This is a genomic window from Roseivivax halodurans JCM 10272, assembly GCF_000521785.1.
Lineage (GTDB): Bacteria > Pseudomonadota > Alphaproteobacteria > Rhodobacterales > Rhodobacteraceae > Roseivivax > Roseivivax halodurans.
Map to the genome: position 1 here is coordinate 1 of NZ_JALZ01000057.1, position 12,166 is coordinate 12,166.

The following is a 12,166-nucleotide window of genomic DNA, read 5'->3' on the forward strand; positions in this document are numbered from 1 at the left end:
TGTCACGATCGCCTTCGACAATGTCTCGCTGGCGCTCTCCTCGCCCTCGCCGGCCGACGACGACGGCAATCTCACCCTTCTCGCCCCCGATACCGAGATCGACGGGGCTGAGGCAGGCGCCGTGAGCTTCACCGTCTCTGGGCTCGATGCGGACGCCAGTGCCACCGTCACCGTCACCGACGGCACCGACACGGTCAGCGGCACGCTCGCCACCGACGGCACGCTCACGCTCGATCTCTCGAGCCTGGCCGATGGCCCGCTCACCAGCATTGTCACCGCATCCGACGGCACCGATATTGCAACCGTCCAGGGCCCCAATCTCACGCTGGTGCCGGCCTCCGGCGACGACGACGGCAACCTCACCCTCACCACTGCCGATACCGAGATCGACGGCGCCGAGATGACCGCCGTGGTCTTCACCGTCTCGGGGATCGACGGGGACGCCAGTGCCACCGTCACCGTCACCGACGGCACCGATACGGTCAGCGGCACGCTCGCCACCGATGGCACGCTCACGCTCGATCTCTCGAGCCTGGCCGATGGCCCGCTCACCAGCACCGTCACCGCCACCGATACCTTCGGCAGCACCACCTCCGTCACCGGTCCCGCCCTCATTCTCGACAGCGCGCCGCCGCCACCACCGCCACCGACGCCCATCAACGAGGATTTTGCGTCCGGTCCGGGGGGGTTTGTGTATGCAGACGATGCGCTGCGGGGAACGGCGCAGCCGGATTACGCGTCGGGGACGGCAACGGGAGGCGCGCTCGAGCTGACCCTCGGCGGGGGCAGCTCCCGCAATGCAGTCACCGATATCTCCGGCGGCTGGAGCCGCAGCTTCGACACCCTTGCCGGGCAGACCGGCACGCTCACGCTCAGCTACCGCATGGATCTCACCGGGGATCTCGATGCCGGTGAATGGGGGGAGGTTGTGGTTCTGCTCGACGGCGTCGAGACCGTGCTCACCCGCCTCGAGGCCACCGATGACGATGACGAGGTTCTCGGCACCGGCCTGATCGAGGCGGTGATCGATCTCGGCACACTTTCGGGCGGCAGCCACGTCCTGACGCTCGGCGGCTATCTCAACCAGCGCACCCGGCCCGACGAGGTTGTCACGATCGCCTTCGACAATGTCTCGCTGGCGCTCTCCTCGCCCTCGCCGGCCGACGACGACGGCAATCTCACCCTTCTCGCCCCCGATACCGAGATCGACGGGGCTGAGGCAGGCGCCGTGAGCTTCACCGTCTCTGGGCTCGATGCGGACGCCAGTGCCACCGTCACCGTCACCGACGGCACCGACACGGTCAGCGGCACGCTCGCCACCGATGGCACGCTCACGCTCGATCTCTCGAGCCTGGCCGATGGCCCGCTCACCAGCATTGTCACCGCATCCGACGGCACCGATATTGCAACCGTCCAGGGCCCCAATCTCACGCTCGACACGGCGCCGCCGACTGATGTCAGTTTTGCCGGCGAGACCCGCGCGCTGGTGATCGACATGGCCGCGGGAAGCTACGGCTATGCAGCGAAAGTCCTGCCGATCGGCGACTCGCTAACTGCGGGATGGAATGGTGACCTTCCCTCTGGCGCCGACCAGTCGCAGGAAACGGGCTACCGGGGCTTCCTGCATGATCTGCTGACGGCCCAGGGCGCTTGGATCGACTATGTCGGCTTCACCGAAAATGGGGACACCTGGACTCTGGACGGGGATCATTCCGCCACACCGGGGCAACAGCTGCGGCGGATTGTGGGCACGCCTACCGTTGCCTCCCACATGCCGACCAATGTCGATACCTATGATCCGGACATCGTCCTGCTGCTTGCTGGGACAAACGATCTCAACAGCGCAAGTTTCGGGGCAGTCTTCGAGGCGCAATTTGAGTCAATCGTCTCGAATATCACGAGGGCAGTCGACGATTTCTTCTCGGTTTCAGGCCGCGAAGACGATGATCTTGTTGTCTCGACGCTGCCGCCAAAGTTCGAATACGGCAGCGTCTTTACCATCGCGATGGTCAATCAGGGCTACAGCATGGTGAACGGATCAGCCGTTGTCGGAGACGCCGGAAACGGCACCTATAAGCCTGGCATCATTTCGACGATCACATCGCTGCAATCTGAACATTCAACTCTTCATCTTTACGATGCCGCCTATGAAGTGACGGATGTCGGGACCGACGAGGTCCACCTGACGCCGGAGGGTTACGCAAGTTATGCCGAAGGTCTCGCAGCATTGCTCCTGTCGGACATCCCGCTTGCCGGAGGGACCTTAGGGGGAGAAGCTGTTTCGCTTGCCTTCGGCGCGGATGTCGAAGGTGGTGATGCCGGTGACCGGATCACGGGGTCCAGCGCAAACAACCTGATCAGGGGGGGTGCCGGAAACGACCTGATCTCGGGCGCCGGGGGGAATGATACGCTGCTCGGCGAGGACGGGAACGATTGGCTCGAAGGTGGTGCCGGAGCGGACGAGGTTATTGGTGGTACCGGAGCTGATACATTCGTTTTCGCCTCGGGCTTCGGAAGCGCAGGAGCCGGGTCCGACCGTATTCTCGACTTTGGCACCGGGTCCGACCGGCTGCGGCTCGAGAAAGGGTTCGACGGGCAGGTGGTTGTGACGGAGATCGCCGGCGGCGTCTCACTCTCGGTCGGATCCGTCGGAGTGCTCGAAGTCTTCGGGGCGCAAGCGGCTTCCCTGAAGGGAACGGACCTTGGAAACGGAAGCTACGATCTCACCTCCGACGATACGCTGGTTTCCTTCTTCGACGAATGGGCGCCGCTGGCATGAGCTTTCAGCAGGAGCCATGAACATGACACCGGACCTCAAACACGCCCTCGTCACAGGTGCGACCGGTTTTACCGGAGGGCAGCTGGCGCGGACGCTTCGGGCCAATGGCCACACCGTCCGTGCGCTTGTAAGGCGGGTCGACGCGCCCGCCGCCCAAGCCCTCGAAGCGCTCGGCATTTCTCTCGTCGAAGGTGACGTGGCCGACGCAGCTGCCGTCGACCGAGCGGTCGCAGGAACAAGCCATGTGTTCCACATCGCCGCCGTGTATCGCAGTGCCAACCATCCCGATGCCTATTATCGCGCCGTGAACCGCGACTCCGTCTCTCATATCATCGAGGCCGCCCGTCGGCACGGGGTGGATCGCATCGTGCATTGCTCGACTTGCGGCGTGCATGGGGACGTGGCTGAGATCCCGGCGACCGAGACGACCGCTTTCAATCCCGGGGACATTTACCAGAGATCCAAGCTTGAGGGCGAGATGATCGCTCAACAGGCAATTGGTGAGGGCGTCCCGATCTCCATCGTTCGGCCGACGGGCATATACGGGCCTGGCGACACGCGGTTTCTCAAACTCTTCAAGACCATCGAGAACCGCACCTTCCGGATGTTTGGGCGAGGCGACATCGCCTATCATATGAGCTATGTCGACGATCTCGTGCGTGGCTTCATATTGTGCGGCACCCACCCCGACGCGGTCGGCGAGACCTTTCTGATCGGCTCAGACAGCTACACGACGCTCAACGGCCTTGTCGACGAGATAGCCGACGTTCTGGACGTACCGCCGGTGCGCGGCCATATTCCGATCGCACCGCTTCTGGCCGCCGCAACTCTCTGCGAGATCGGTTGCAAGCCCTTCGGCATCGATCCCCCGCTGCACCGACGCCGGGTTGCGTTCTTCACAAAGGCCCGCGCCTTCTCGATCGAAAAGGCGCAGCGCATGCTGGGCTACACGCCACAGGTCGGTCTGCGCGAGGGTCTGGAACGGACGGCTGCGTGGTATCGCGCCGAGGGCTATCTTCGTCCCGCAAAAAAGTCGCTGGCGGCATGAGCATGGCGGGCCTGCATGTTGCCGATATTGGCTCGGATCTGGCGGATCTTGCACCGTCCACTGATCGCTATGCGCAGCGCTTTTCGGGGCCGACAGGCAACTGGCTGCTGTCACGTCAGACAAACGCCCTGCGGACATTGATTGCGCCCTGGCCCGGCTCTGAGGTTCTCGATGTCGGCGGCGGGCACGGGCAGATCGCAGCACCGCTGATTGCCGACGGGCACATTGTCCGGGTCCATGCCAGCTGCGAGGCTGCGCTCGGCCGGGCGCGCCGCCTCGATCCACAGCCAGATCTCGGTGTGGGGCCGCTCATGCCCCTGCCCTATCCGGATCGCAGTTTTGACGTGGTCACGTCCTTTCGGCTCCTGGCCCATATCGGAGACTGGCAGGGGCTCCTCGACGAGTTTTGCCGGGTTGCACGCAAGGCAGTGATCGTCGACTTCCCGATTCCCGCCGGCGCGAACACATTCCAGCCGATCCTGCTGGGCCTGAAAAAATCCCTCGAGACGGAGACGCGCAGTTTCGCCACCATCGCGACTCGCGAGATTGTGGCGCGGGGAGCCGCCAACGGGTTCCCCCTGTCGGAACATATCGGGCAGTTTGTTCTCCCTATGGTTGTCCATAGGACCTTGCGTCAGCCTTGGCTTTCCGAGAGGTCCGAACGGCTTCTGGCCTCCGCCGGTCTGGCACATTGGTTGGGATCACCGGTGGTTCTAGCGCTGTGGAGACCGGACATTTAGGCGAGAAGATGGGTTACAGCGACGCACATCGATCCAGTATCCGCGAACGCTCTGGTTCGCTCAATCGCACGCTTTTGCTGGCAGGCCTCGTCTTTGCGTTGGCTTTGGCCAGCCGAATTGCCCTGATCGGTCTGCCCCCGATCTACGATGAACTCTACCATCTCCTTGCGGCGCTAAGCCTGAGCGAAGACGGAACCTTTGCCATTCTGGACGGGGAGTACCGGCGCGGCGCGACGCTGACCCGTCTCGTCGCCTTGTCGTTCGAGCTTTCCGGCGGTCCACATGTCGCGGCGGCGCGTTTTCTGCCGTCGGTTCTGCCAGGCGCGGCGCTTGTCCTATTGGTCTTTTTCTGGGTCCGCCGCGTTGCCGGGTTTCCGGCTGCCGCAATCGTCGCCGCTTTCATGCTGCTCTGGCCCAACGGCATTCAGGTCTCGCAATATGTGAGATTCTATGCGCTTCAGGGCCTGGCCTTTGTCTTTGGGGCCATATGTATTCACGACCTTCTGGAAAGGCGAACCAGCCTGTGGTGGGGTGTGACGCTCGGGGTGGTCGGGCTATGCGCGCTTCTCTTTGCGCTTCACCTTCAGACGCTCACGATTGTCGGATGCGCCGCGCTCGGTCTCTGGATCTTCCTGGCTCACGGCCTTGATTGGCTGAGGCGGTTCCGTATGGTCCGCCTGACCCTTGTCGCAGGGCTTGCGCTGATCACCGTTTGCCTCGTCAGCGGGGCTTTCGATACCCTTTTGGCCCAGCTCTGGAAAACCTATAATTGGGAGCCTTGGCCGGCGCAGAACGACACAACCTTTTACCACCGCTATTTCCGCGATGCCTATCCGACCTTCTGGTCGCTGTTTCCGATCGCGGCCCTGATCGCGCTGCATGCTCGGCCACGAGTTGCGCTGTTCTGTATCCTGCTGTTCGGGGTCAGTTTTGTCGCGTTGTCATTCGGTGGCCTTAAGAATATCCGATATCTCTACAGCGTCATGCCTTTTTTCTTCGCAACATGGGCCATCGCCCTGGTGCATTTGGCAGGACCATTCCTGCGGTATCTCTCCGGTATTGCCCGATCCTTGTTTACCCCGTTCCTGCCCGACCGCTGGTCAAAGCGGATCTCGTCCGGCCTGCTGGCACTGGCCTTTGGTTTCATCTTCGCCACAAACGCTGCCTTTGAGCGGTCCGCGGATCTCATTCTCGGCACCGAAACGCAGCTTCTCCTCGACAAGAACCGATGGGAATGGACCGAGCTGTGGCCCCTCGCCAGACCTTGGCTGGAAGAGGAGGCTGTCGTCATTTCGGCTGAGGAAATGCGAACCGTGCAATGGCTCGGAGATTTTGACTTTGCTCTGAACCGACCGCGCTTTTCAGAATTGATCTACAGCTACGGGCCCGAGACCCGGCCCTTCGCGCTCGATTTCCGCACCGGACGGCCCCTGGTCCCGCTTGTTGAGGATCTGCGCCCGGTCATGGCCTGCAAGCCGCGCGGCATTGTCGTTTCGAACGCCCCGATGATCGACAGCGAACTTGCGCGGGAATTGTCGCAAATGGCCCTTGGCCTCGGCGCCACCGTTGAGACCAGGAGCGGCGCGGGCGCCTCGCTCCTCGGCTGGCGTCATCCTGTGGGCGCCGCCCTGCCGGCCTGCCCGGACCTTCCCGGACTCGCGTCTGGAACAGGCGCCGCCGCGCGACTGTTATCGGGGGAAAGTCAGGCCCGTCACGTCATATCGGCGAGCGCGCTGAGATAAAGGCCACAGGTCGGCTGCCAAGGGTCGATTTCGGTGAATTCGAGCCGTTGGCTCTCGCCGCGCCAGACCTTGATGATGTTGCTGCGTGTCAGGATGGTCTGAAGGAACCGCGTCTCCAGGTCCCGGGCAGGCGCGATCTCGTGGATGAGATCGCCGCGCCAGGCGAAATAGGCCTCTGCGCCGAGGCGCTTGGCCAGGCTGTCATCACCGGCCTGCGCGGCAAAGGCGTCCAGAAACGCGTGGACACCGTCGATCGACAAGATCTCGGCCCCGAACTGAGCGACGGTGATCCGTTCCAGGAACGACCGCATGCCGCCCATGGCGACGGGAACCGCCGCCGCGATGCAGAGCGCGCCGCCACCGAGCAAAAGACCTCGTCGGGTTGGCCTCATGAGAGTTTCCCCCCGAGATAGAGCGATAGGGCCGAGAGCATGAGGGTCGGATTGGCGGCGGATCCCGTCGGAAAAGTACTGGCGCCGAGACAGGCGACGTTTGGAACGTCGAAGAGCCGGCCCTCCGCATTTACGACACCATGTTGCGGATCGTGGTCCATGGGCGTGCCTCCGATGATATGCGCCTCGGTTGGCTCGTAACCACCGATCGAGATGCGCTCGGCGAAGGGCAGTTGGTCTTCGATCCCCGCGCGCGCCCGCGCGAGCCCGGCCTCGCAATAAGCGCTGTGGCCCCTCCATTCGATCAGCGGCGCGTCGTTTTCGAGAACCACGCGGTTCGCGGGCTGGGGCAAATCCTCGGCCACCAGTTTCAGCTTTAATCTTTGCAACCACCGCCCTGGCTCGAAGCGCAAGGAGGGCGGGGCATTCCAGCTCTCGATCAGCACCGACGCCGCCTCGCGCCGGAACGCGCCGTCATAGAAAGCATAGCCAAGCCCCGTGATCGACGTGCCGCCGTAGTAATTGTCGAAGGGAATATCCACCCAGAGGAACTGACCTGCCTGCTCGTGCAATCCCTGGCCGACCCTTGGGCCACCGAGCCCCGAGCGCAGCAGGATCACTGACGTCCCGATAGGATTCGCAGCCAATCCAACAAAATCGCCCTTAATGCGCCGCTCCGCGCCCCCCGCATCGCGTGTGATGATACCCGTGGCCTGTCCGGCCGCCGTTTCGATGGCGCGGCATTCGAGCTCCGTTACCAGAGCGAAATCCTCGTCCTCGAAAAGTCCGCGCCCGTTCATGATGGTGAACTTCGCGTCGATCGGGCAGAGCGAGCAGGCCCCCGACGCGCAGCAGCCCGCGCGACTGCCGCCATTTGACCGTGCCGTCGGCATCGGCACCCAAGATGGATCAAGCTCCATCAGCCGATGCTCGGCGTGGGTCGCGACATGCGCGGGGAAGGGATAAGGCGCCGAGCGCGGCGGTCCCCGGCGGTCGCTGTCGCCGGCGATCTCCATCAGCCGCTCGGCCTCCAAGAGGTGGGGCTCAAGCGTGGCGTAGGACAATGGCCAATCCCGCGCCACACCGTAGCGGGTCTGCATCTCCATGTCCGAGGGATGAAGTCGTGGCGTGTTGCCCCACCAGCAATTTGAGCAGCCGCCGAATTGGTATCGCACCGCCCAGTCCTTGCGGCGCCCGGAGCTGTTGCGCTGTGCGACCACTGGGGGGGTGTCGCTGTGCCGGTTCGCAAGTTGCGTGTCGCGGTCGATATAGGGTCCGCGTTCGACAAACAGCACCGACAGACCACGGCCCCGCAGGGCCCGCGCGAAGAAGCAGGCCGCGAATCCCGTCCCGACGAGGATCACGTCCCAATGTCGGGCATATGCGTCATCGGCCTCGAGTTGCTTCACGTTGCGGCTCCCGCCGAGTGACAGGTCTGCAATCGGGGTTCGATCTGTCCGATCAGAAAGAGATCGAGCTTGCGCCGATAGGCCTCCGGGCTGAACTCCGCCGTCACGCGCGCCTGTGCGGCCAGCGCAAGGAAAGAACGGAGCGAGGCATCGGTGAGCAGCCGCTCCAGCCCCTCGGCCATGGCATCCGGTTCGGGGTCGACCAGCATGGCGATGTCATCGTCCAGAACCTGTGTATGCGTTTCGAGCCGGGTGGCGATCAGCGGCCGCCCGCTGTCGAGATAGGAATAGATCTTCATCGGTGTGTTGCGGCCCTGGGTCCTCGGTGAGGCGACGATACTGGCCGCCGACAGGTAATCCCCCAGCCGGTCCACGGGACGGGACCCAAGGAAATGTGCGTGCTCTGCGATACCCAGATCCCGCGCACGCTCGCGCGCCGCCGCCACATGTACAGCGCTGCCGCCGATCACCACGAGCTCCGCCGGTCGCGCGGCGAGGTCGAGCCGCGCGAAGGCCGCCATGAGCAGGTCCACCCCCTGATAGGGTTCGAGATTGCCCACATACATGACCACCGGCGCATCGAAGCGGCACTCATCCGGCACAACCGGTGGGGTGTCGGAATCAAGCATCGTCACGTCTTCAACGGTCTGCACCGGCAGATCGGGTGCGTGGCCACGCACCGTCTCCTCCAGCGCGCGGCAACAGGTGATCGCTCCAAACGCCCTGCGCAGGGCCAGACCCTCGGCCCGGTCGAGCCAGCGGCGCAGCCAGGTCGGCAGCCCGAATTTTTCGTCGATCTGCTCGGGCATGGAGCTGTCCACGTCGGCAATATAGGGAATGCCGAAGATCGGCTTCAGCGCCGCGGCCATGAACATCGCCTCTTCGACGCTGATCACGAGGTCATAGCGCGTCCGTGCCATGCGCCATGCTGCCATCGGCAGCATCAGCGCGTCTGCCGCGAGTTTCCTGGCGCTGAATCCCGGCCCGATTCCGCGCAATCCTGGCAGGGCTGGCAGCCGGAAGATGCGACAGCGCGCCAATTCGACATCCGCGCCGTCAGGGAATGTCAGCAGATCCACCGTATCGCCCCGCCAGGCCAGGGTTTCGAGCAGCATCCGAACGGCGATCGGCGTGCCGCGAGGGACCAGGAAGGGCTGCGGGGCGAGGACGAGGATCCTCATGAGGCGGTCCCAAGGGAAAACGGGAGCGTGGAAAGGATCGGCATGGTGACGAATATGTCTCTTGGCAAAGGCAAGTGCGGGAAGGCAATGCGTGAAATACTGGGACGATGACCCAAGACCGTTCTCTTGTCACCATTTAACCGTTCCGCGCGAAATCTTGGGGCTCCCGTGCTCCGCAGTTGCGATCAGAGGCGCAAACAGCCGAAACGAAAGCTTTGGTTTTGGCGCAAGACTCGCTAACGTGGATTTATTTCCGGACGTTAGATTCCTAGATGCCCATTGCTGTTTCCGTGATCGTGCCGATCCTCAATGAAGAGGAAAGCGTCGAGTTGCTGCGAGATCGCGTGTTCGAAGCGCTCGCATCTCTGGGCCGGCCCTTCGAGCTCATCTTCGTCGATGACGGCTCGACAGATCGCAGCTTCGAGATCCTGGCGGAGATGGCCGCTGAAGATCCGCGAATTGTCGTGCTCAAGTTCCGCAACAATGCGGGACAGACCGCAGCGATGACCGCAGGCATCGAATATGCACGTGGAGGGCTGCTCGTGACCATGGACGGCGATCTCCAGAATGACCCGGGCGACATCCCGATGATGCTGGAGAAGATCGAGGAGGGCTACGACCTTGTCGTCGGGTGGCGGATCAACCGCCAGGACAAATGGCTGTCGCGCAAGCTTCCCTCGATGATTGCCAACCGATTGATCGGAAGAGTCACGGGCCTTCCGATCCGCGACAACGGGTGTTCGCTGAAAGTCTACCGCGCTGAACTCATCAAGAAAATTCCCCTCTATTCCGACATGCACCGGTTCATTCCCGCGATGACCTTGCCCATGGGTGCACGGATCGCCGAAGTCGGCGTCCGCCACCACGCGCGTCAGTTTGGCGAGTCGAAATACGGCCTGTCGCGCATCTACAAGGTGCTGCTCGATCTCATCGCCATCAAGGCGATCCTGCTCTTCGCCCGCCACCCGCTGCGGCGCTTCGCGGGTCTTGCCGCGCTCTCGGCCATTGCTGCGATAGTGTTCGGCTGGCAGGTCATCGCAGGTCCCGGCGCCTCCGGCTCCGGCAGTGTGATGATGCTCACCGCCGTCGCGACGCTTTTTGGCGCGTTGGCGGTCTTCCTGTTGCTGCTCGGCAGCGTGGCGACCCTGATCTTCCGTCGGGCCGGGCAGATGACGCCGGCTTGGCTCGACGAGGTGACCTGATTTTGACCGGAGACGATTCCATGACCCTGCACGGCCGTTTTTCCGCCGCAACCACCGCCGCCTCTCTCGACCTGTCGGTGATCGTCGCCGCTGATGGTGATGGCGCGGGCCTTGTCGACCTCGTGGATGCCTATCTTGCGGCGCTTCAAGACCGCGGCGAGAGCTTTGAATTGCTTCTGATCCATGACTCGGCATCGGCCGGTCTGCGACACGCCGCCGAGACTCTGGCCACCCGTCCCGGTGTTAAGACCATCGCGCCGCGTCCTTGGGTTGGTCTTGACGAGGCCATCGCCGACGGCGTGCGTCACGCCAAGGGGCTTGTCCTTCTGACCCTCCCCGCCTGGCCCGAGATCCAGACTGCTGAGATCGGCCGGCTGATCGATGCCGTGGGCCCGGAGACCGACCTTGCCACCGGGCGCTGCGTGGCCACGCGCCTCTCCCCGGTTCAAAAAACCCGGATCGCTTTGGCGCACCGCATGGTTCGCCTGCTCTTCGGACAAAAGCTCGAGGACATCTTCTGCCGAAGCCGCGCCGGGCATCGCGAGGTGTTCCGCAAGGCAGCCGATTTTGGAATGCGCCAGCATTTTTTGCCGCTTGTTGCGCTCTCCGAGGGGTATCGGGTGCGTGAGATCGACGTGGCCCCGGCGCCCGACGCCGTTCAGCCCGCTCTGCGCCGACTGCGCGCAGGGTCACATGTCGCGGCCCTCGTGGATATGCTCTCGCTCTACGTCGCGCTCAACTTCCTCAAGCGCCCGCTCCGGTTCTTTGGCTCGGTGGGCCTGCCGCTCATGGCAATCGGGGCGGTCACCACAGCCTGGCTTGTGGCGTCGCGCCTGCTCCTGGGCACACCGCTGGCTGACCGCCCGGCGCTCGTCTTTGCGGTGATGATGCTCGTCCTCGGCATCCAGATCATCGCGCTCGGTCTTGTGGGGGAGATTGTAATCTTTGCGTCGAGCCGCCGGATGCGCGGCTATGAGATCGAGAAAATCCTCCGCGGCCGCGTGCCCGACGAGGAGAATTAGGCACAGACGTGCCCGGGCGCTGTGCATGCCGCACCAAATGCGAGCGGCATGCAGATTTGGAACGCGATTTCGGCCGTCAGGGCATAACCTAAACCTCGTCAGGCGGCGCGCAGCCGCCGCATGCCGAGTATCGCCAGTTCGATCCCCGCGACGATGATGAGCGACAGGCCGACGAGGGGGAAGAAGATGCCCGCCGCGACCGCGATCACGAGGATGCCGCGCGGGATGCGCCAGTCGGCGGGCACCGTCGGCGCGCCGAGGCCGCCCGCCGGGCGGCGCTTCCACCACATGACCACGGCTGAGACCGACATCAGCACCATGGCCGCGCAGGCGAGCGCCAGCACGATCTGGTTCAGGGCGCCGAAGGCCTGGCCCATGTGGATGCCGACGCCCCATTCCGCGGCCCATCCGAGCGCGCCGAGCTCGCCCACGCCCATGTCGAAGAGGATCTCGCCGGTATACTGGTCGAGATGGATCACCCTCTCCTGGCTGATGTCGTGGGGGTATACGGAGGCGGTGAAGACGCCCTCCGGCCCGGACGGCATATTCAGCGCGTAACCGGGATGGATGCCCGCCGCCTCGACATTCGCGACGACGGTGTCGATCGACGCGGGCACGCCTTCCGCGACGCCGGACACCGGCATCGGCTGT

Annotated in this window: 10 protein-coding genes; 6 read left to right on the plus strand and 4 right to left on the minus strand. The window is 63.8% G+C overall.

Features of this window, described 5'->3' with window-relative positions; genetic code table 11:
- The 4 genes from OCH239_RS20040 to OCH239_RS20055 all read left to right on the plus strand — a co-directional run.
- The coding region (locus tag OCH239_RS20040; protein ID WP_037266945.1) for an SGNH/GDSL hydrolase family protein at window positions 1–2,779 on the plus strand (2,779 nt) is incomplete at its 5' end.
- On the plus strand, window positions 2,703–3,827 hold the full coding sequence (locus OCH239_RS20045; RefSeq protein ID WP_157577990.1) for an NAD-dependent epimerase/dehydratase family protein: 1,125 nt from the start codon (window positions 2,703–2,705) through the stop codon (window positions 3,825–3,827). The genes OCH239_RS20040 and OCH239_RS20045, both read left to right, overlap by 77 nt.
- Window positions 3,824–4,567: a class I SAM-dependent methyltransferase gene (locus OCH239_RS20050; RefSeq protein ID WP_051489656.1), complete on the plus strand. Its 744-nt coding sequence runs from the start codon at window positions 3,824–3,826 to the stop codon at window positions 4,565–4,567. The genes OCH239_RS20045 and OCH239_RS20050 overlap by 4 nt, the downstream gene beginning before the upstream one ends.
- A gap of 8 nt (window positions 4,568–4,575) precedes the next feature.
- Window positions 4,576–6,309 (plus strand): hypothetical protein, encoded by a 1,734-nt coding sequence (locus OCH239_RS20055; protein ID WP_037266947.1) that lies wholly within the window; start codon window positions 4,576–4,578, stop codon window positions 6,307–6,309.
- Here the strand turns inward: OCH239_RS20055 and OCH239_RS20060 are convergent.
- The 3 genes from OCH239_RS20060 to OCH239_RS20070 are packed head-to-tail and all read right to left on the minus strand — an operon-like array spanning window position 6,279 to window position 9,291.
- Complete coding sequence (locus OCH239_RS20060) at window positions 6,279–6,701, minus strand: hypothetical protein (protein WP_157577992.1); 423 nt, start codon at window positions 6,699–6,701, stop codon at window positions 6,279–6,281. The two genes, OCH239_RS20055 and OCH239_RS20060, sit on opposite strands and share 31 nt — an antisense overlap.
- Window positions 6,698–8,110 carry a GMC oxidoreductase gene (locus OCH239_RS20065; RefSeq protein ID WP_051489657.1) on the minus strand — a complete coding sequence of 471 codons (1,413 nt, stop codon included), beginning with the start codon at window positions 8,108–8,110 and terminating at the stop codon, window positions 6,698–6,700. Before OCH239_RS20065 ends, OCH239_RS20060 begins: the two co-directional genes overlap by 4 nt.
- Complete coding sequence (locus tag OCH239_RS20070) at window positions 8,107–9,291, minus strand: glycosyltransferase family 4 protein (protein ID WP_037266952.1); 1,185 nt, start codon at window positions 9,289–9,291, stop codon at window positions 8,107–8,109. Before OCH239_RS20070 ends, OCH239_RS20065 begins: the two co-directional genes overlap by 4 nt.
- Before the next feature lie 272 nt (window positions 9,292–9,563).
- Here OCH239_RS20070 and OCH239_RS20075 point away from each other — a divergent pair, with 272 nt between their 5' ends.
- Complete coding sequence (locus tag OCH239_RS20075) at window positions 9,564–10,493, plus strand: glycosyltransferase family 2 protein (RefSeq protein ID WP_051489658.1); 930 nt, start codon at window positions 9,564–9,566, stop codon at window positions 10,491–10,493.
- 20 nt (window positions 10,494–10,513) lie between these two features.
- On the plus strand, window positions 10,514–11,515 hold the full coding sequence (locus OCH239_RS20080; protein WP_051489659.1) for a hypothetical protein: 1,002 nt from the start codon (window positions 10,514–10,516) through the stop codon (window positions 11,513–11,515).
- A gap of 98 nt (window positions 11,516–11,613) precedes the next feature.
- Here the strand turns inward: OCH239_RS20080 and OCH239_RS20085 are convergent.
- The coding region (locus OCH239_RS20085) for a PepSY-associated TM helix domain-containing protein (RefSeq protein WP_037266969.1) at window positions 11,614–12,166 on the minus strand (553 nt) is incomplete at its 5' end.